At 71.5% G+C, this 20,291-nt stretch carries 15 protein-coding genes and 2 pseudogenes; 11 read left to right on the top strand and 6 right to left on the bottom strand.

The window, feature by feature from the left end:
* Positions 1-717: 717 nt before the first annotated feature.
* Positions 718-2,925 (bottom strand): annotated as a pseudogene (locus AC2RP6_RS19570) ((Fe-S)-binding protein); the annotation flags it as partial.
* A 110-nt stretch (positions 2,926-3,035) separates the two neighbouring features.
* The gene (locus AC2RP6_RS19565; RefSeq protein ID WP_486447363.1) at positions 3,036-3,572 is read right to left on the bottom strand and encodes a sugar transferase; all 537 of its coding nucleotides are present in this window, start codon (positions 3,570-3,572) and stop codon (positions 3,036-3,038) included.
* 206 nt (positions 3,573-3,778) lie between these two features.
* On the opposite strand from AC2RP6_RS19565, the gene dnaK reads away from it, so the two are divergent.
* The 4 genes and pseudogenes from dnaK to AC2RP6_RS19545 all read left to right on the top strand — a co-directional run bounded on the left by dnaK (position 3,779) and on the right by AC2RP6_RS19545 (position 7,979).
* A complete protein-coding gene (gene dnaK / locus AC2RP6_RS19560; protein ID WP_486447362.1) occupies positions 3,779-5,629 on the top strand; it encodes a molecular chaperone DnaK in 1,851 nt (616 codons plus the stop codon).
* A complete protein-coding gene (grpE, locus tag AC2RP6_RS19555; protein WP_486447361.1) occupies positions 5,629-6,288 on the top strand; it encodes a nucleotide exchange factor GrpE in 660 nt (219 codons plus the stop codon). The genes dnaK and grpE overlap by 1 nt, the downstream gene beginning before the upstream one ends.
* A 39-nt stretch (positions 6,289-6,327) precedes the next feature.
* A complete protein-coding gene (gene dnaJ / locus AC2RP6_RS19550) occupies positions 6,328-7,506 on the top strand; it encodes a molecular chaperone DnaJ (protein ID WP_486447360.1) in 1,179 nt (392 codons plus the stop codon).
* Position 7,507: 1 nt separating this feature from the next.
* Positions 7,508-7,979, top strand: a pseudogene (locus tag AC2RP6_RS19545) (heat shock protein transcriptional repressor HspR).
* Positions 7,980-8,051: 72 nt separating this feature from the next.
* Here AC2RP6_RS19545 and AC2RP6_RS19540 read toward each other — a convergent pair.
* Positions 8,052-9,113, bottom strand: a complete 1,062-nt coding sequence (locus AC2RP6_RS19540) for a helix-turn-helix transcriptional regulator (protein ID WP_486447359.1) — start codon at positions 9,111-9,113, stop codon at positions 8,052-8,054.
* Between the two features lie 84 nt (positions 9,114-9,197).
* Between AC2RP6_RS19540 and AC2RP6_RS19535 the strand changes: the two genes are divergently transcribed.
* Positions 9,198-9,473, top strand: a complete 276-nt coding sequence (locus AC2RP6_RS19535) for a hypothetical protein (protein ID WP_486447358.1) — start codon at positions 9,198-9,200, stop codon at positions 9,471-9,473.
* A gap of 29 nt (positions 9,474-9,502) precedes the next feature.
* A complete protein-coding gene (locus tag AC2RP6_RS19530) occupies positions 9,503-9,784 on the top strand; it encodes a Rieske (2Fe-2S) protein (protein WP_051734285.1) in 282 nt (93 codons plus the stop codon).
* A 134-nt stretch (positions 9,785-9,918) separates the two neighbouring features.
* Here the strand turns inward: AC2RP6_RS19530 and AC2RP6_RS19525 are convergent, their stop codons facing one another.
* Positions 9,919-10,341, bottom strand: a complete 423-nt coding sequence (locus tag AC2RP6_RS19525; RefSeq protein ID WP_486447357.1) for a pyridoxamine 5'-phosphate oxidase family protein — start codon at positions 10,339-10,341, stop codon at positions 9,919-9,921.
* A gap of 114 nt (positions 10,342-10,455) precedes the next feature.
* On the opposite strand from AC2RP6_RS19525, the gene clpB reads away from it, so the two are divergent.
* Both clpB and AC2RP6_RS19515 read left to right on the top strand, forming a co-directional pair.
* Positions 10,456-13,047, top strand: coding sequence for an ATP-dependent chaperone ClpB (gene clpB, locus AC2RP6_RS19520; protein ID WP_486447356.1), 2,592 nt, complete (start codon positions 10,456-10,458; stop codon positions 13,045-13,047).
* A 146-nt stretch (positions 13,048-13,193) separates the two neighbouring features.
* Positions 13,194-13,733: a YbjN domain-containing protein gene (locus tag AC2RP6_RS19515; RefSeq protein WP_030026713.1), complete on the top strand. Its 540-nt coding sequence runs from the start codon at positions 13,194-13,196 to the stop codon at positions 13,731-13,733.
* 16 nt (positions 13,734-13,749) lie between these two features.
* Here AC2RP6_RS19515 and AC2RP6_RS19510 read toward each other — a convergent pair whose 3' ends face one another.
* Positions 13,750-14,898, bottom strand: coding sequence for a hypothetical protein (locus tag AC2RP6_RS19510; RefSeq protein WP_486447355.1), 1,149 nt, complete (start codon positions 14,896-14,898; stop codon positions 13,750-13,752).
* A 178-nt stretch (positions 14,899-15,076) separates the two neighbouring features.
* Complete coding sequence (locus tag AC2RP6_RS19505; RefSeq protein ID WP_486447354.1) at positions 15,077-16,267, bottom strand: pyridoxal phosphate-dependent aminotransferase; 1,191 nt, start codon at positions 16,265-16,267, stop codon at positions 15,077-15,079.
* A 707-nt stretch (positions 16,268-16,974) separates the two neighbouring features.
* On the opposite strand from AC2RP6_RS19505, the gene AC2RP6_RS19500 reads away from it, so the two are divergent.
* The 3 genes from AC2RP6_RS19500 (at position 16,975) to AC2RP6_RS19490 (ending at position 20,247) form a co-directional block, all read left to right on the top strand.
* Positions 16,975-17,520 (top strand): DUF2617 family protein, encoded by a 546-nt coding sequence (locus tag AC2RP6_RS19500; RefSeq protein WP_486447353.1) that lies wholly within the window; start codon positions 16,975-16,977, stop codon positions 17,518-17,520.
* Between the two features lie 226 nt (positions 17,521-17,746).
* On the top strand, positions 17,747-19,390 hold the full coding sequence (locus tag AC2RP6_RS19495) for a polyamine aminopropyltransferase (RefSeq protein WP_486447352.1): 1,644 nt from the start codon (positions 17,747-17,749) through the stop codon (positions 19,388-19,390).
* A gap of 32 nt (positions 19,391-19,422) precedes the next feature.
* Positions 19,423-20,247 (top strand): SRPBCC family protein, encoded by an 825-nt coding sequence (locus tag AC2RP6_RS19490; protein WP_486447351.1) that lies wholly within the window; start codon positions 19,423-19,425, stop codon positions 20,245-20,247.
* The last annotated feature ends 44 nt before the right edge of the window (positions 20,248-20,291 follow it).

Below are 20,291 nucleotides of genomic sequence, written 5' to 3'. Positions count from 1 at the left end.
ACCTCGGCCCGCTGAGTTCCCACCCGGTGGGTGCGGTCTTCGGCCGCGGTCCGGACCTCGGTGGTCGCCCCGGGCCCCTGCGGGTCGGGCCCGGGGCTGCTGCTGCAATGCCGGAACGGCCGGCCCCCGGGGTGGGGACCGGCCGTTCCGGTGTGTGCGTGCTGCCGTAGCTGGTGGCTACTTGGCGTCCTCGGCCTTCGCCTTCGGCTTCGGCTCGGCCTCGGCGCCGCCGTCGGCCGGAGCCTCCGGCTCGGTGTCGGCCTCCGTGTCGGCCTTCGCCTCCGCCTCGGCCGCCGGGGCCTCGGACTCGTTCTTGGCCTCGGCCTGCGGCGTCGCCTGGGTCTTCGGCTTGGGCTCAGCCTCCGTGGCAGCCTTCGGCTCCGCCTCGGCCGGCTTGGCGTCCGCCTCGGCCTTCGGCTCGGACGGGGTGGGCTGTGCCTCGGCCTCCGGCTGTGCCCCGGCCTTCGCCTCGGTCTCGGCCGTTGCCTTGGCTTCGGCCTCCGGCTGTGCCTCGGCGTCCGCTGCCGCCTTCGCCTCGGCCTCCGCCGCTGCCTTCGCCTCGGCCTCGGCCTTTGCCGCCGCCTCCGCTGCTGCCTTGGCCGTCGCTTCCTCGGCCGCCTTCGCCTTCGCCGCCGCTTCCGCTTCCGCCTTCGCCGCCGCTGCGGCCTCCGCTTCCGCCTCCGCCGCCAGGGCGGCGAGCTCCGCCTCCGTCGGGCCCGGGGCCTTGACCGACTCCAGCAGCAGCTGGGCGACGTCCACGACCTGCACGGATTCCTTCGCCTGGCCCTCGTTCTTCTTGCCGTTGACCGAGTCGGTCAGCATGACCAGGCAGAACGGGCACGCGGTCGAGACGATGTCCGGGTTCAGGGACAGGGCCTCGTCGACGCGCTCGTTGTTGATGCGCTTGCCGATCCGCTCCTCCATCCACATCCGCGCGCCACCGGCGCCACAGCAGAAGCCCCGCTCCTTGTGGCGGTGCATCTCCTGCTGGCGCAGGCCCGGGACGGCCGACATGATCTCGCGCGGCGGCGTGTAGACCTTGTTGTGCCGGCCCAGGTAGCACGGGTCGTGGTACGTGATCAGACCGTCGACCGGCGTCACCGGCGTCAGCCGGCCCTCGTCGATCAGGTGCTGGAGCAGCTGCGTGTGGTGGATGACCTCGTACTCGCCGCCCAGCTGCGGGTACTCGTTCGCGATGGTGTTGAAGCAGTGCGGGCAGGTCGAGACGATCCGCTTCGCCGACTTCGGCTTCTTCGTCTCCGGGTCGTCGTCGTCCTCGCCGAACGCCATGTTCAGCATGGCCACGTTCTCCTGGCCCAGCTGCTGGAACAGCGGCTCGTTGCCGAGGCGGCGCGGCGAGTCACCGGTGCACTTCTCGTCGCCGCCCATGATCGCGAACTTGACGCCCGCGATGTTCAGCAGCTCCGCGAAGGCCTTCGTGGTCTTCTTGGCCCGGTCCTCCAGGGCGCCGGCGCAGCCGACCCAGTAGAGGTAGTCGAACTCGGAGAGGTCCTCCGCGTCCTTGCCGATGATCGGGACCTCGAAGTCCACCTCCTTGGTCCACTCGACGCGCTGCTTCTTCGCCAGGCCCCAGGGGTTGCCCTTCTTCTCCAGGTTCTTGAGCATCGTGCCCGCCTCGGACGGGAACGCGGACTCGATCATCACCTGGTAGCGGCGCATGTCGACGATGTGGTCGATGTGCTCGATGTCGACCGGGCACTGCTCCACGCACGCACCGCAGGTCGTGCAGGACCACAGCACGTCCGGGTCGATGACGCCGTTCTCCTCGACCGTGCCGATCAGCGGGCGCTCGGCCTCCGCCAGCGCCGCGGCGGGGACGCCCGCGAGCTGCTCGGCGGTGGCCTTCTCGTTGCCCTCCATGTCCTTGCCGCCGCCGGCGAGCAGGTAGGGGGCCTTGGCGTGCGCGTGGTCGCGCAGCGACATGATCAGCAGCTTCGGGGAGAGCGGCTTGCCCGTGTTCCAGGCGGGGCACTGCGACTGGCAGCGACCGCACTCGGTGCACGTGGAGAAGTCGAGGATGCCCTTCCAGGAGAACTGCTCGACCTGGGAGACGCCGAAGTTGTCGTCCTCGCCCGGGTCCTCGAAGTCGATCTCCTTGCCGCCGCTGGTCATCGGCTGGAGCGCGCCCAGCGCGGACGCGCCGTCGGCGTTCCGCTTGAACCAGATGTTCGGGAAGCCGAGGAAGCGGTGCCACGCGACACCCATGTTGGTGTTGAGCGAGACCACGATCATCCAGATCAGCGAGGTGCCGATCTTGATCATCGCGGTGAAGTAGATGGCGTTCTGCAGGGCGCTCGCCGACAGCCCGTCGAAGGCCATGACCAGCGGGTACGAGATCGCGTACGCCGGCTCCCAGCCGTCCACGTGGTGGATCGCGCCCTCGAGCCCGCGCAGGCACAGGATCGCGAGGCCGATGGTGAGGATGATGTACTCGACGAAGTACGCCTGCCAGGCCTTCGAGCCCGCGAAGCGCGACTTGCGGCCGGCCCGCGAGGGCAGGCTGAGCAGGCGGATCGCGATCAGGACCAGGATGCCGACGACCGTCATCAGACCGATGAACTCGATGTAGAGCTCGAACGGCAGGAAGCCGCCCAGGACCGGGAGGGTCCAGTCGGCCTGGAAGAGCTGACCGTAGGCCTGGGCCAGGGTCGGCGGGAGCGTCAGGAAGCCGATCGCGACGAACCAGTGCGCGAAGCCGACGATGCCCCAGCGGTTCATGCGGCTGTGGCCGAGGAACTCCCGGACGAGGGTCAGCGTCCGGGCCTTCGGGTCGTCCGTGCGGCTGCCGGCCGGCACGGACTGACCGATCTTCACGAAGCGGTAGATCTGCGCCACGGCTCGTGCGAGCAGCGCGACGCCGACCACGGTCAGGACCAGCGACACGATGATCGCGGCGAGTTGCATGGGAGGGCTCCTCGGGCGGCACTTACTAAGCGGTAACTTATGAAGTCAAGGCTTGAGGTTACCCATTCCCGACGCCGCAATGTAGCTGAGCGTGCGGTGATCTGTGTCGCTCAGGCGAGCCTTTGTCGGTAGGCCGCCCGCGGGGTCCGCGCCAGGATCGCCAGGTCCATCCCGAGCCAGTGGTTCTCCACATAATGCCGGTCGAGCAGCGCCATCTCCTCCCAGGGGAGGTCGGAGCGCGCGCTCACCTGCCACAAACCGGTCATTCCAGGGCGTACGAGGAGTCGTTCCGGGTGGTCCGTACGGGCCTGCGGGCGCGGGCCGACCAGCGACATCTCGCCGCGCACCACGTTCAGCAGTCCGGGGAGCCCGTCGAGGGCGCACCGCTCCAGCAGCGCTCCCGTCCGCCCCGCCGCGGCCGTGTCGAAGCGCCAGGTGCGGAACGGGCGTCCGGCGAGGCCGGCCGCGGCCTCCCGGGCGAAGGGGCGCCCGCCGGTGGTCGCGTACGCCAGTGCGGTGGCCGCGGCCAGCACCGGCGCGAGCAGGAGCAGCAGGAGCGCCGCCCCGGTGAGGTCGAACACCCGCTTCGCCGGCGGGGCCGCGGGCAGGCGCGTCCGCAGCCGGGGGGCGGTGGGTGTGAGGGGCATGCCAGCACGCTGCCCCACGGGTGTCGCGGCCCCGGCGCGCCGCGCGGCGCGGGTCCCTCGTCCGGCCGCCCCGCCCGTCGGAGAACCCCAGGTTGCGCGTAAGGGGCAGCTAAAGGTTGAGCCGACCCGACTCAGTTCTGTTGACGCGGGAGCGGCGGTACGGCATGGTTGAGTCTGTTCCACTCAAGTCAGCTGGAGGAATCGAAATGGCACGTGCGGTCGGCATCGACCTGGGCACCACTAACTCCGTCGTCAGCGTTCTGGAAGGCGGCGAGCCCACCGTCATCACCAACGCCGAGGGCGCCAGGACCACGCCGTCCGTCGTCGCCTTCGCCAAGAACGGCGAGGTCCTCGTCGGCGAGGTGGCCAAGCGCCAGGCGGTCACGAACGTGGACCGGACCATCCGCTCCGTCAAGCGCCACATGGGCACTGACTGGAAGATCAACCTGGATGGCAAGGACTTCAACCCGCAGCAGATGAGCGCCTTCATCCTGCAGAAGCTGAAGCGCGACGCCGAGGCGTACCTGGGCGAGAAGGTCACGGACGCGGTCATCACCGTCCCGGCCTACTTCAACGACTCCGAGCGCCAGGCGACGAAGGAGGCCGGCGAGATCGCGGGCCTGAACGTCCTGCGCATCGTCAACGAGCCGACGGCCGCCGCCCTGGCCTACGGTCTCGACAAGGACGACCAGACCATCCTCGTCTTCGACCTCGGTGGCGGCACCTTCGACGTGTCGCTCCTGGAGATCGGTGACGGGGTCGTCGAGGTCAAGGCCACCAACGGTGACAACCACCTCGGTGGTGACGACTGGGACCAGCGCGTCGTCGACTACCTGGTGAAGCAGTTCGCCAACGGTCACGGCGTGGACCTCTCCAAGGACAAGATGGCGCTCCAGCGCCTGCGCGAGGCCGCCGAGAAGGCGAAGATCGAGCTGTCCTCCTCCACGGAGACCACGATCAACCTGCCGTACATCACGGCGTCCGCAGAGGGCCCGCTGCACCTGGACGAGAAGCTCACGCGCGCCCAGTTCCAGCAGCTGACCGCGGACCTGCTCGACCGCTGCAAGACCCCGTTCCACAACGTCATCAAGGACGCCGGCATCCAGCTGTCCGAGATCGACCACGTGGTCCTGGTCGGCGGCTCCACCCGCATGCCGGCCGTCGCCGAGCTCGTCAAGGAGCTGACCGGCGGTCAGGAAGCCAACAAGGGCGTCAACCCGGACGAGGTCGTCGCCATCGGCGCCACCCTCCAGGCCGGTGTCCTCAAGGGTGAGGTCAAGGACGTCCTGCTCCTCGACGTGACCCCGCTGTCCCTCGGCATCGAGACCAAGGGCGGCATCATGACCAAGCTCATCGAGCGCAACACCACGATCCCGACCAAGCGGTCCGAGATCTTCACGACGGCCGAGGACAACCAGCCGTCCGTGCAGATCCAGGTCTACCAGGGCGAGCGCGAGATCGCGGCGTACAACAAGAAGCTCGGCATGTTCGAGCTGACCGGCCTGCCGCCGGCCCCGCGTGGCGTCCCGCAGATCGAGGTCTCCTTCGACATCGACGCGAACGGCATCATGCACGTCACGGCCAAGGACCTCGGCACGGGCAAGGAGCAGAAGATGACCGTCACCGGCGGCTCTTCGCTCGGCAAGGACGAGGTCGACCGCATGCGCCAGGAGGCGGAGCAGTACGCGGACGAGGACCTGCGCCGCAAGGAGGCGGCCGAGTCCCGCAACCAGGGCGAGCAGCTGGTCTACCAGACCGAGAAGTTCGTCAAGGACAACGAGGACAAGGTCCCGGCCGAGGTCAAGACCGAGGTCGAGTCCGCCGTCGCCGAGCTGAAGGACAAGCTCAAGGGCGAGGACACCGGCGAGATCCGCAGCGCGACCGAGAAGCTCGCCGCGGTCAGCCAGAAGCTCGGCCAGGCGATCTACGCCGACGCCCAGGCCGCCCAGGGTGCCGCCGGCGCCGCTGCCGGTGACGCGGGTCAGGCCAAGGCCGACGACGACGTCGTCGACGCCGAGATCGTCGACGACGAGAAGCCGAAGGGTGGCGCTGCCTGATGTCGGAGGAGACCCCGGGCTTCGACGAGAAGCCCGAAGTCCCCGCCGACGCCGCTCAGGACGACGCCGAGCCGAAGGCCGCCGACTCCGCCGACACGGCGGAGGGGGCGGCCCCGGCCGGGGACAGTACTCAGGACGTGGCCCTGCTGGCGCAGCTGGACCAGGCCCGTACCGCGCTCGGTGAGCGCACCGCGGACCTCCAGCGACTCCAGGCGGAGTACCAGAACTACCGCCGCCGGGTGGAGCGGGACCGGATCACCGTCAAGGAGATCGCGGTCGCGTCCCTCCTGACGGAGCTCCTGCCGACGCTCGACGACATCGGCCGGGCGCGGGAGCACGGCGAGCTGGTCGGCGGCTTCAAGTCGGTGGCCGAGTCGCTGGAGACGGTCGCCGCCAAGATGGGCCTGCAGCAGTTCGGCAAGGAGGGCGAGCCCTTCGACCCGACGGTCCACGAGGCCCTGATGCACTCGTACGCGCCGGACGTCACCGAGACGACCTGCGTGGCGATCCTGCAGCCGGGGTACCGGATCGGCGAGCGTACGATCCGTCCCGCGCGGGTCGCGGTGGCCGAGCCCCAGCCGGGCGCGGCCCCCAAGTCCGAGTCCGCGGAGGGCGACAAGCCGTCCGGCGAGGACGCGGATGCAGCCGACAAGGGCTGACGCAGTACAGGTAGAGGCACGGGAGGAGGGACACCGGGGATGAGCACGAAGGACTTCGTCGAGAAGGACTACTACAAGGTCCTCGGTGTCCCGAAGGACGCCACCGAGGCCGAGATCAAGAAGGCGTACCGGAAGCTCGCGCGCGAGTTCCACCCGGACGCCAACAAGGGCGACGCCTCGGCCGAGGAGCGCTTCAAGGAGATCTCCGAGGCGAACGACATCCTCGGGGACGCCAAGAAGCGCAAGGAGTACGACGAGGCGCGCGCGCTGTTCGGCAACGGCGGCTTCCGCCCGGGGCCGGGCGGCGGCGGCTCCTTCAACTTCGACCTGGGCGACCTGTTCGGCGGCACCCAGCAGGGTGGTCAGGCAGGCGGCTTCGGCGGCGGCCTGGGCGACGTCTTCGGCGGCCTCTTCAACCGCGGCGCCGGCCCGGGTGCGGGCACCCGCACCCAGCCGCGCCGCGGCCAGGACATCGAGTCGGAGGTCACCCTCTCCTTCACGGAGGCGGTGGACGGGGCCACGGTCCCGCTGCGGATGTCCTCGCAGGCGCCCTGCAAGGCCTGTTCGGGCACCGGTGACAAGAACGGCACGCCCCGGGTGTGCCCGACCTGCGTCGGCACCGGCCAGGTCTCGCGGGGCAGCGGCGGCGGCTTCTCGCTGACCGACCCCTGCGCGGACTGCAAGGGCCGCGGCCTGATCGCGGAGACCCCCTGCGAGGTCTGCAAGGGCAGCGGCCGTGCCCGCAGCTCGCGCACGATGCAGGTCAGGATCCCGGCGGGCGTCTCCGACGGCCAGCGGATCCGGCTGCGCGGCAAGGGCGCCCCGGGCGAGCGCGGCGGCCCCGCCGGCGACCTCTACGTGGTGGTGCACGTCGGGACCCACCCGGTGTTCGGCCGCAAGGACGACAACCTCACGGTGACCGTCCCGGTGACGTTCGCGGAGGCGGCCCTGGGCGCCGACATCAAGGTCCCGACCTTGAACGGTCCTTCCGTGACGCTGAAACTGCCCCCGGGCACCCCGAACGGGCGTACGATGCGGGCCCGCGGCAAGGGAGCGGTCCGCAAGGACGGCACCCGCGGGGACCTGCTGGTCACCGTCGAGGTGGCGGTACCGACCGAGCTGTCCGACCAGGCACGCGAGGCGCTGGAGATGTACCGCGAGGCGACGGAGTCGCAGGACCCGCGCTCCGCGCTGTTCGAGTCCGCGAAGGGAGCATGACATGGACGGCCGCCGACGACAGTCCTCCCGTCTGGGAAGTGCCTATCAACTCACCGACGAGACCCCGGTCTACGTGATCTCGGTGGCCGCCCAGCTCTCGGGTCTGCATCCGCAGACCCTCCGCCAGTACGACCGGCTCGGCCTGGTCTCCCCGGACCGTACGGCCGGCCGCGGCCGGCGCTACTCGGCCCGGGACATCGAACTGCTCCGCACGGTGCAGGCGCTGTCCCAGGACGAGGGCATCAACCTGGCGGGCATCAAGCGGATCATCGAACTGGAGAACCAGGTCGCCGCGCTCCAGCAGCGCGTCGCCGAGCTTCTCCGCGGCGGTGGACGGCGCGGCCGCGACCCTGCGGGCCCGCGAGGCCCAGGTGCACGCCTCGTACCGGCGTGACCTGGTCCCGTACCAGCCTCCGCAGCCGGGCAGCGCCCTGGTGGTCTGGCGTCCCGGCCCCAAGCGGCCGATGGACTGACCGGCGGGCCGTCCCGGCCCCGGAAGCACCCCCACAGGCTCCGCCCCTCCCAGGGCGGGGCCTGACGGCTTTCTAGAGGCCTTCCCGGCCCGGGTCGTGGCCCGGGTGTTCGAAGTCCTCGGGGGTGGAGGGGCGGCCCAGGATGCCGGACTGGGCGATGAGGTAGCCGAGCTGGGCGCGGCTGCCGCTGCCGAGGGTGGTGGCGAGCTTGGCGATGTGGGCGCGGCAGGTGCGGACGTTCATGCCGAGGCGGCGGGCGATGGCCTCGTCCACGTGCCCCTCGATGAGCAGCTGGGCGATGGTGCGCTGCACGCCGGTGACGCCGCCGGGGGTGCTGCGGTACGTCACCTCCTCGGTGAGCGGTACGGCGCGGTGCCAGAGCTGCTCGAACACCTTGATGAGGTAGTCGACGAGGCCGGGGTGGCGCAGTTCCAGGGCGACCCGGCGGTCGTCGCTCACGGGGATGAAGGCGACCGTGCGGTCGAAGATGATCAGGCGTTCGATCAGCTCTTCGAGGGTGCGGATCTCGACCTTGCCCGTGGAGATCCGGTCCACGTAGGCGAGGGTGCCCTGGCTGTGCCGTGCGGTGTGCTGGTAGAGGGTCCGTATGCTGACCCCGCGGTCGATCAGCGGCTGGTCGCGCTCCAGGGCCTGGGTGAGGGCCTCGGAGGGCCGCGCTCCGCCCGGCTGGACCGTCAGCACCTCGGTGTGGCATTCGGCCGTCGCGAGGTTCAGTGCGGCGTTGATCCGCTCGAAACCCTCCAGCACCGTGATGGCGTGGGTGTTGGCCGGGCTCTGTGCGCTGATGGCCAGGAAAGGCTCGAAAGTGTCGGTGAGATCTACAGCGCTGCGTCGGCGGTCCTGGATCTCGCGTTCAATCGGATGGAGCCGTTGAGCCAAAGCCACGGACGGAGGAACCGGGCGGAGCTGGTTCGCGTCATCGGGGTCGGGCTGCAGAAGGGCGAGTTCCAGCAGGCAGGGGGCGTTCTGGATCTCTCCCCGGGCTATCCGGCCGGTGCTCAGGGCAGCCGCGTAGAGCCGGGTCCCCTCGGCGCACATGGACGTGACGGGGTGGGGATGTGTCGCCTTTGTCTGGTTTCGCGTCAAATCTCCACCCCCCAGGGTCCTGAACATGCAAGAACATGATGCATCGTCCCTGTGGCATTGACGTGCCTGAATGAGCCATCGTCTGACACGCGGGGGAGAGGATTCCATCAAGTGAGGACGAAGCCGACCATGTACAAGAGAATGCTTCGCTCGGTGCTTGCCATAGGTTTCTCCGCCGTTGCGGTTTTTGGGGCAGTCAGCGCCGTCGAAAGTGACGCGGGGAGCGCTAGGGACGGTCAGGGCACGAGCCTGACCAGCACGGAGTTCGACACCGGCTGGACCACGGCGCCCGTGGGCAAGTACGGGGACACCGGCTGGACCGCCGCCGAGCTGGGCGGTAAGGACGACACGGGCTGGACCGAGGCTCCTGTGACGGTGTCCGCGTGACCCCCGACGACCGCGGCTTCCGCCGCGAAATGGCGTCGGCCTACCGCTCGGGCTGGCAGTTCATCGACCTCGCCACGGCCATCCCCCACCCCGGCGACTCGTTGATGGTCACCCTGTTCGGCCAGCCCATCGTCATCGTGCGCGAGGAGGACGAGGACGTACGTGCCTACCGGTGCCTGCGCCGCCCGCGCGGCGCGCCGCAGCCCGTGCGCTGCGAGGTGCGCTACGGAATGGTCTTCGTCAATCTCGATCAGCGGGACCACCAGCTCTTCGAACCCGACATCACCACCGCCACCCCCCGCAGTGCCTGAAGCGATTCCCCCGTCGTTCCAGATCGCTCAGGTGCTACCCCCACACAACGGCGCCATCGTGGACCTGACCACGATGGCGCCGTTGTGATGCCCCCGTCCAGTGCGTGAACCGGACAAGATGAAGAATCAACGGCTCAGGCGCGCCCCATGGCCCGGTCCAGGGTGATCTCGATGACCACGCGGTCGGGATTGGGTGACGGCGTCCGTCCGTACCGCTCCGCGTAGCGCGCCACCGCGTCGGCGACCGACGCCTCGTCCGCGCGGATCACCGCACGGCCCTCCAGCGTGGCCCAGCGGCGCCCCTCCATCTGGCAGACCGCCACGCGGGCCCCGCCGCCCCGTCCGTCCGGCGCCTCCTGCGCCGCCAGGACGTTGCGGACCTTCTTGCTGTGCTTGTTGCTGATCACCCGGGCCAGGCCGGCCTCCGGGTCGTACGTCACGCCGACCGGCACCACGTGCGGGGAGCCGTCGGGGCGCGGGGTGGTCAGCGTGCAGACGTGCCGCTCCCGCCAGAAGGCGAGGTACTCGGGCGTCGGGTTGAGTACGTCATGGGACATGGGCCGAAGGGTACGGCCAAAGCGGTCCCCTCAGGTGCCTTGAGTGGAATAGACTCAACTTTGCATACGCTGACTCTGTCAGACCAGTCTGCTTCCCGGAGAGGAGAAGGCGCAGTGGACGCCGAGCTGACCAACAAGAGCCGTGACGCGCTGAACGCGGCCACCGGCCGGGCCGTCAAGGAAGGCCACGCGGACCTGACCCCCGCGCACCTGCTGCTGGCGCTGCTCGCCGGCGAGGACAACGAGAACGTGACCGATCTGCTGATCGCCACGGACGCCGACCAGGCCGCCGTGCGCAGCGGCGCCGAACGCCTGCTCGCCGCGCTGCCCAGCGTCACCGGCTCCACGGTCGCGCCCCCGCAGCCCACGCGCGAACTGCTCGCCGTGCTCGCCGAGGCCGACAGCGAGGCCGGCAAGCTCGGCGACGACTACCTCTCCACCGAACACCTGCTCATCGCCGTCGCCGCCAAGGGCGGCGCGGCCGGTGAGGTCCTTTCCGCCCAGGGCGCGACGGCGAAGAAGCTGCTGGACGCCTTCCAGAACGCACGAGGAGCACGGCGGGTGACCACCCCCGACCCCGAGGGCCAGTACAAGGCCCTGGAGAAGTTCGGCACCGACTTCACGGCGGCCGCCCGCGACGGCAAGCTCGACCCGGTCATCGGCCGCGACCACGAGATCCGGCGCGTCGTGCAGGTCCTGTCGCGCCGTACGAAGAACAACCCGGTGCTCATCGGCGAGCCCGGCGTCGGCAAGACGGCCGTCGTCGAGGGCCTGGCCCAGCGCATCGTCAAGGGCGACGTGCCCGAGTCCCTGAAGAACAAGCGGCTCGTCTCCCTCGACCTCGGCGCGATGGTCGCCGGCGCGAAGTACCGCGGCGAGTTCGAGGAGCGGCTCAAGACCGTCCTCGCGGAGATCAAGTCCAGCGAGGGCCAGATCATCACCTTCATCGACGAGCTGCACACGGTCGTCGGCGCGGGCGCCGGCGGCGACTCCGCGATGGACGCCGGCAACATGCTCAAGCCCATGCTGGCCCGCGGTGAGCTCCGCATGGTCGGCGCGACCACCCTCGACGAGTACCGCGAGCGCATCGAGAAGGACCCGGCGCTGGAGCGGCGCTTCCAGCAGGTGCTGGTCGCCGAGCCGTCCGTCGAGGACACCATCGCGATCCTGCGCGGGCTCAAGGGCCGCTACGAGGCCCACCACAAGGTGGTCATCAACGACAGCGCGCTCGTCGCCGCCGCGACCCTCTCCGACCGGTACATCACCTCCCGCTTCCTGCCCGACAAGGCCATCGACCTCGTGGACGAGGCCGCGTCCCGGCTGCGCATGGAGATCGACTCCTCGCCCGTCGAGATCGACGAGCTGCAGCGCTCGGTGGACCGCCTGCGGATGGAGGAGCTGGCGCTGAACAACGAGTCCGACCCGGCCTCCCGCGAGCGTCTCGACAAGATCCGCAAGGACCTCGCCGACAAGGAGGAGGAGCTGCGCGGCCTGACCGCCCGCTGGGAGAAGGAGAAGCAGTCCCTCAACCGGGTGGGCGAGCTCAAGGAGCGCCTGGACGACCTGCGCGGCCAGGCCGAGCGCGCCCAGCGCGACGGTGACTTCGACACCGCCTCCAAGCTCCTCTACGGGGAGATCCCGCAGCTGGAGCGCGAGCTGGCCGAGGCCACCGAGGAGGAGGCCGCCGCCGAGAGCGCCAAGAACTCCATGGTCAAGGACGAGGTCGGGCCCGACGACATCGCGGACGTGGTGGGCGCCTGGACCGGCATCCCCGCGGGCCGCCTGCTGGAGGGCGAGACCCAGAAGCTGCTCCGCATGGAGGACGAGCTGGGCCGCCGCCTGATCGGCCAGACCGAGGCCGTACGGGCCGTCTCCGACGCCGTGCGCCGCACCCGCGCGGGCATCGCCGACCCGGACCGGCCGACCGGCTCGTTCCTCTTCCTCGGCCCCACGGGCGTGGGCAAGACGGAGCTGGCCAAGGCGCTCGCCGACTTCCTCTTCGACGACGAGCGGGCCATGGTCCGCATCGACATGTCGGAGTACTCCGAGAAGCACAGCGTGGCCCGGCTCGTCGGCGCCCCGCCCGGCTACGTCGGCTACGAGGAGGGCGGCCAGCTCACCGAGGCCGTCCGGCGCCGCCCGTACAGCGTGGTGCTCCTCGACGAGGTGGAGAAGGCCCACCCGGAGGTCTTCGACATCCTGCTCCAGGTCCTGGACGACGGCCGGCTCACGGACGGCCAGGGCCGGACGGTCGACTTCCGCAACACCATCCTGATCCTGACCTCGAACCTGGGCAGCCAGTTCCTGATGGACCCGGCCACCCCCGCCGACCAGAAGAAGCAGCAGGTCCTGGACGTGGTCCGGGCGAGCTTCAAGCCGGAGTTCCTCAACCGGCTGGACGACCTGGTGGTCTTCTCCGCGCTGAGCCGGGACGAGCTGGCGCACATCGCCGAGCTGCAGATCGGCCGCCTCGCCCGGCGCCTCGCCGACCGGCGCCTGACCCTGGACGTCACCCCCGAGGCCCTGGCCTGGGTCGCGGACAAGGGCAACGACCCGGCGTACGGCGCCCGGCCGCTGCGCCGCCTGATCCAGACGGCGATCGGTGACCGGCTGGCCAGGGAGATCCTCTCCGGCGAGGTGCGCGACGGCGACACCGTGCGCGTCGACGTGGCGGGCGACGAACTGCTGGTGGGCAAGCAGCTCTGACCTGGTACGGGACCGGGCACCCCGCGTACGGGAACGTGCGCGGGGTGCACTCCTGTCCGCCCGCAGCGGATCCGTGGCCGTCGGGCTGGACATGGGGTGGGCGGGATGGGGGAGGATGCAAGTATCCGCACGAAGGGAAGTACACGGTGAGCATCGACCCGGCCTCGATTCCGAACTTCGGAGGGCAGCAGCCCGATCCGCAGGCCACAGGACCGGCGGGCCCCGTCGTCCCCGACCAGGATCTGGTCAAGCAGCTGCTGGAGCAGATGGAGCTCAAGTACGTCGTCGACGACGAGGGTGACCTCGCGGCGCCGTGGGAGGAGTTCCGGACGTACTTCATGTTCCGCGGCGAAGCGGAGCAGCAGGTCTTCTCGGTGCGGACCTTCTACGACCGTCCGCACAAGATCGACGAGAAGCCGCAGCTCCTCGAGTCGATCGACGACTGGAACCGTCGCACCCTGTGGCCGAAGGTCTACAGCCACACGCACGACGACGGCTCCGTCCGTCTGATCGGCGAGGCGCAGATGCTGATCGGCACCGGCGTCAACCTGGAGCACTTCGTGTCCTCCACGGTCAGCTGGGTCCGCGCGTCCATCGAGTTCGACAAGTGGCTCACGGAGCAGCTCGGACTGGAGAAGGACATCGACTCCGCCGACGGCGAGGAAGAGGACGGCGGGGACAACTGATCCCGCGGTCCCTTCCTCACGGGGGCGTCTTGGCGAAGACCAGGAGGTAGACCCCGTAGGCGTAACTGAGCCCGGCCAGCCCCGCGGTCACCACGACCGCGGAGCGCGGCCGGGCTCGTGCCATCGCGGCGGCCAGCGGCAGCAGCAGCGGGAACGCCGGGAGCAGGAACCGCGGCTTCGACTCGAAGTAGCCGGCCCCGCCCAGGGTGATCACCAGCAGGACCGCGGTGTAGACGAGCAGCGGCAGCGGCGGGCGGTGGACCAGCAGCAGCACCGCCAGCAGCAGGGCCGCCCCCAGCAGCACCGCGGTGACGCCGGTGGCGAGCGCCACCGGGCCGCCGCTCAGCACCCGCCAGAGGGCCGACAGCACGTAGCCGCCCCCGTCGAAGCGGGAGCCCCACTGGCGCTGCACGGTGAAGTAACCCGCCACGTCGTGCCGGCGCACCCCGACGGCCGCCACGTACGCCAGCCAGCCCGCCGGGGCCAGCAGCCCGGCCGCCCACACCCCGGGCGCCCGGGATCTTCGCACGAGCAGGGCGTGCGCGGCCGTGACGGACACGGCCGCGGCGACCGCGATCCCGGTGGGCCGGGTCAGCCCCGCGACCAGGGCCAGCGACGCGGCGAGCAGCCAGCGCTCGCGCAGCAGCGCGTACAGCGACCAGGCGGCGAGGGCGACCAGCAGCGGTTCGGTGTAGGCGAGGGTGAGCACCACCGCGTGCGGGACCACCGCCCACAGCGCGACCAGCAGTAGCGCGACGCGCCGTCCGGCCACCAGCTCACCGACCCGGTACACGCCGACGGCGGCGACCGCGGCCGCGGTCCAGGCGATCAGCAGCGCGCCCCATTCGCCACCGCCGGAGAGCCGTACCAGCACCGGGTACAGCGGGAAGAAGGCGTAGTCGCTCTGCACCAGCCCGGTGGCGGGCCACATCTGGGTACGGCCGTAGCCGTGCCGGGCGATGGCGAGGTACCAGACGGAGTCCCAGGAGTGCCCCAGCACCCGTACGGGGCTGCGCCCGGCCCACCACGCGGCGAGGGCCAGCACGGCGGCTCCGGTGACACGGACCGCGGCGAACACGCCGAGCGCGAGCGCGGCGGTGGGCACGCCGACGGCCCTGACGTCCCGCGGCCGCACGAAAACAGACGCACTGCCCGTCGCCGTCATCTACCCCGACTTCCTGCGCTGCGTGAGGACGCCCATCCGGACCAGGAGGAGCCTCGGGCACCCTAAGCGGCCCCGCGCCCCACCGTGGGTGAATGGCTCCGGAAGCTCCGGTGAAATCGGGCACGCCGCCGGGGGACGAGGGCCGCGCCCGTGACGGGCGGGGCCACCGGGGTCCGGATCAGAGGCGGCGCAGCCGGTCGGCGGCCTCCCGGAGGACATCGGTCCTCTTGCAGAACGCCCAGCGCACCTGGGTTGCGCCGGCGGCCTTGTCGTCGTAGAAGACCTGGTTGGGGATGGCGACGACCCCGCACCGCTCGGGCAGGGCGCGGCAGAAGGCGAGGCCGTCCTTCTCGCCGAGGGGCGTGATGTCGGTGGTGATGAAGTAGGTGCCCTCCGGGCGGAAGACCTCGAAGCCGGCCGCCGCGAGGCCGTCGGCGAGGATGTCGCGCTTGGCGGCGAGGTCGGCGCGGAAGGCTTCGTAGTAGGTGTCCGGCAGCTGCAGGGCCTCCGCGACGGCGTACTGGAAGGGGCCGGAGGAGACGTAGGTGAGGAACTGCTTGGCCGAGCGGACCGCGGAGACGAGCTCCGGCGGCGCGGTGATCCAGCCGACCTTCCACCCGGTGAACGAGAACGTCTTGCCCGCACTGCTGATGGTGACCGTGCGCCCGCGCATGCCGGGGAAGCCCGCCAGCGGGGTGTGGGAGCCCTCGAAGACCAGGTGCTCGTACACCTCGTCCGTGACGACCAGCAGGTCGCGCTCGACCGCGAGCGCGGCGATCGCCGTGAGCTCGTCCGCGGTGAGGACGGTGCCCGTCGGGTTGTGCGGGGTGTTCAGCAGGAGCAGCCGGGTGCGCGGGGTGACGGCGGCGCGCAGCTCGTCCAGGTCGAGGGCGAAGGTCCCGCCGTGCGGGCGCAGGGTGACGGGGACGCGGGTGGCGCCGGCCATCGCGATGCAGGCGGCGTAGGAGTCGTAGAACGGTTCGAGCGCGATGACCTCGTCACCGGGCTCCAGGAGGGCGAGGAGGGAGGCGGCGATGGCCTCGGTGGCGCCCGCGGTGACCAGCACCTCGCTGTCGGGGTCGTACGAGAGGCCGTAGAAGCGCTGCTGGTGCGAGGCGATCGCGGCGCGCAGCTCGGGGACGCCGGGCCCGGGCGGGTACTGGTTGCCGAGCCCGGTGAGGACCGCGCGGGAGGCCGCCTCGGCGATCTGTGCGGGGCCGTCGGTGTCGGGGAAGCCCTGGCCGAGGTTGATCGACCCGGTGCGCGCGGCCAGTGCCGACATCTCCGCGAAGATCGTCGTGCCGAAGGGTGCCAGGCGGCGGTTGAGGAAGGGGCGGTCGCTGCTCACGGGTGCGCTCATGGGCGTCATCCTGCGGGCAACCTCTGGACTTGCTCAAGTGTGCTTTGGGCCGTGCGGGCCGTGGGAATCCCCACCCCACGCGGGACGCGGGGATCCCGCTCCCCGGGAGGACCGGGGCGTGAGAGAGGGGCGGACATGGAGTTCGTCTTGGTCGTGCTCGTGCTGTGTCTGGGGATCGTCTTCCTGTGGAGCCGGCTCGTCCGGTCCAGGACGGCGCACGTTTCGCGCCCGCGCCGGCAGCGGCGCCGCCGCAGCGGCAGGGGCAGCTGGTGGGCGGGGGACTCCGGCTCGTCGGGGGGCTGCGGTTCGTCGTCCTCGTGCGGTTCGTCCTCCTCCTGCGGTTCGTCCTCCTCCTGCGGGGGCGGGGGCGGGGGGTGTGGCGGCGGCAGCTGACACGGGGCAGCCGACGCCGTCCTGACCGGGGCGTCCGACGGGCCGTTTCCCGTCGGACGCCCCGGGCGTTCTCCATGCATGCCGACGCGCGGGACGCAACGGGTTGAACACGTGAACTGCCGAGCCCCCGGGGGGATGTAAACCCCGTCAAGTTGGGTAAAAACGCTGTGAGTGCCGTGCCTTTCATGATTCCCTCGGTTGAGTAGACCAGTCCTCGGACCTCCCTGGACTTCCTGTGGACCCGTGCCGGTGTCCCCCCACCCGTGCTTGCTACCGCTGGCGGGCCCCGGCCCATCTCCCTCGCGCGTTTGCGGAGCCGACTCATGCTCACGACCCTCCAGACCTCATACACCGACACGCGTGCCGCCGATCTCGCCTGGGCCCTGGGTCGGGACCGGCTGCCCGCCCTGGCCGTGCTGAACCTCGAACTTTCGGGTGCGAAGGTCGAGTTGCGCCTGCTCGGGGCCTCCCATCAGGTTCTGCTGGAGGAGAAGGACGTGCTCTGTTCGGAGACGGTCGCCTGCATGCCCGGCAGCAGTACGCCGCTGCCGCTCGGCGTGGCGAAGCGGGTGGGCGACTGGGAGTACGAGTTCGCCGCGCGGGTCGAGACCCTGTCCCGGGGATCCTTCGCGGGGCGGGCCCAGGAGCTGCTCGCCCTGGTGGCCGACCACCCGAACGGGCTAGCGGGGACGTTCCCCGGGAGCCCGCACGCCTTCACCGCCATGCTCGCCCAGCGCTACGAGGGCCAGGTGCGGTGGCGCACCTGGCACGCGTACCCGCAGGAGGGGCAGTTGGTGGCCACGCGGACGCGGATCGGGGTGCGGGTGGGCGCCCCGGCGCCCGCACTCGAATCGCCCGCCCTGCTGTAGGCCGTCCGGGCGAGGAGGGCCCGACGGGACGGTGTGCGGCCCACCGCCCGTCGGTGTGCGGCCCACCGCGCGCCGGTGTGCGGCCGGCCGCGTGCGCCGGTGTGCGGCCGACCGGCGCGTCGCGGTGCGGGGTGCGATGTGGTTACGCCAACTGGCCCAATCGGTGCACCAGTTGCACCCATGTGGGTGACCGGATGCGAGTGGGCGGTGACGTACGGTTCGCTTCATGATCGACCGTTCCGTCCCGCGCCGGGTTCTCCCGGCTCCGGAGCCGGGAGGCGCCGAGACCGTCACGGCCGCCCTGCCCGTACGGCCCCGGACCGGCCGACTCCTGGTCCTGGCCACCGTGTTCGTCTGCGCCGCCTGCGGGCTCGTGTACGAGCTGGAGCTGCTCGCCCTGGGCACCTACCTCATCGGCGACTCCGTCACCCAGGCGTCGGTGGTGCTGTCCGTCATGGTCTTCGCCATGGGCGTCGGCTCCCTGCTCGCCAAACGCTTCCGGCACCGGCCGGCCCTCGGCTTCGGCGTCATCGAGGCCGGACTCGCCCTCCTCGGCGGGCTCTCCGCCATAGCGCTGTACGCGAGTTTCGCCTGGCTCGGGGAGTCCCGCCCGGCGCTCGTCGCCTTCTCCTTCGCGATCGGCATGCTCATCGGCGCGGAGATCCCGCTGCTGATGGTCCTCATCCAGCGGATCCGCAGGCAGGACGCGGGCGGCGCCGTCGCGGACCTGTTCGCCGCCGACTACGTGGGCGCCCTCGTCGGCGGTCTCGCCTTCCCGTTCCTGCTGCTGCCGATGCTCGGCCAGCTCACCGGCGCCATGCTCACCGGAACCGTCAACGCCGTCGTCGGCGGCGGCCTCGTCCTGTGGCTCTTCCGCCGCGACCTGACCCCGCGCTGCCGCTGGCTGCTCGTCGCCGCGAACCTCACCGTCCTGGTCGCGCTGGCCTCCGCGACCCTCCTCGCCGACGACTTCGAGCGGGTCGCCCGGCGCGCCGTCTACGGCTCCGAGGTGCGCGTCGCCGTGCAGACCGGCGTGCAGGAACTGGTCCTCACCGGCCCGCCGACCGGCTCCCCGCGCTCCCTCGACCTGTACCTCGACGGACGGCTGCGGGTCAGCGGCTACGACGAGTACCGCTACCACGAGGCCCTGGTCCACCCTGCGATGACCGGCCCGCACGCCCGCGTCCTCGTCCTCGGCGGCGGCGACGGTCTCGCCGCCCGCGAAGTGCTCCGCTACCGGGACGTCGCCTCCGTCACCGTCGTCGAGGTCGACCCCGGGGTGGTCCGGCTCGCCCGCACCGACCCCATGCTCTCCGCCCTCAACGCCGGGGTGTACGCCGACCCGCGCCTGGCCGTCGTCACCGACGACGCCTTCCACTGGCTGCGCGGACCCGCCGCGGACGACCGCTTCGACGTGATCGTGTCCGACCTCCCCGACCCGGGCATCACCCCCAGCACGAAGCTGTACTCGCAGGAGTTCTACGGACTGGCCGCCCGGGCCCTGGCCCCCGGCGGCCGGATGGCCGTGCACGCCGGACCGCTGGCCACGCGCCCCCGTACGTACTGGACCGTCGACTCCACCCTCCGCGCCGCCGGCCTGCACACCGCCCCCTACAGCGCGGGCGGCCGCCTCACCGGCTTCGCCGCCGGACCCGACCGCTCCCCCCTCGGCGGGACCGGCGCGCCGCCGCGGGACTGGGGCTTCGTCCTGGCCGCCCGCGACCAGGAGCCCCGGCTGCGCGTGGACGGCGAGACGCCGGTGCTGCGCTCGCTGTCGACGGGCTCCCTGCAGGACGCGGCGCGCGACGCCGAACGCACCCGGGTGGGCGGACTTCCGCCGTCGACGCTGCCGCATCCGCGGTATTCGTGACCCGGTGCGGTCCAGGCCGTAGGCTCGACCGCATGGAGCATCAGGTGTTCGTCCCGGTACCGGCAGACGACCTCCGCGCCGTGCTGCGCGACCCCGCCCTGGTGGCCCGGTGCGTACCGGGACTCCAGCAGGACGCCGACACCGGCGCCGGGCCGCTCTCCGGGCGGCTGAAGGTGCGGGCGGGCGGGAGCACCGTGACCTACCGGGGATCCGCGGCCGTCACCGAAGGGGCGCCCGACCACTTCACCTTCGAGGGTGAGGGCGCCGAGGTGCGCGGCAGCGGCACCGTGACGTTCTCCCTCGGCCTGCGGCTGACCCCGGCTCCCGGCGGGACCCGGCTGGACTTCACCGGCCGTGCCACCGCCGACGGCCGCGCGGCCGCCTTCGACCCCGACGCCGCGGACACCGCCCTGCGCAGGCTCCTCGACCGGGCCGCCCGCCAGCTCGCCGCCGGGTCCGCGCTCAGCGACCCCGTCGCCGAGGCCGAGGCCGCCGGGGGCGACGGTCCGGCGGAGTCCGACGACGACGTCACCGAGGTCAGCGCCACGGTCTTCGAGACCGAGGTGCCGCCGCCGTCCCTGGACCCCGCCCTGGACCCGTTCCTGGCCGGCGGGTTCGAGGACCTCGGCGCCAACGGGGCTCCGCGGCCCCCGGCCGAGGCCGCCCACGCCCGCCGCACCATGATCGGCCGGAGCGCCGAGGAGGTGGACCACGCGCCCCCGCGCGGCCGGTACGCCCCGGTGCCCGCGCAGGCCGCAACCGCCACCGGCGACAGCCTGCGCTGGATCGCCCCGGCCGCCGCCCTCGCGCTCGCCTCGGCCGTCGTCATCGGCAGGGCCCTGCGGCGTCGCCGCTGACCCGGTCCTCCGCCCGCGGACCCGCCTGATCGACGACACCCCCT

The sequence above is a fragment of the Streptomyces sp. WAC03905 genome, assembly GCF_057371075.1.
This window is presented reverse-complemented; position numbering and strand designations above follow the sequence as displayed.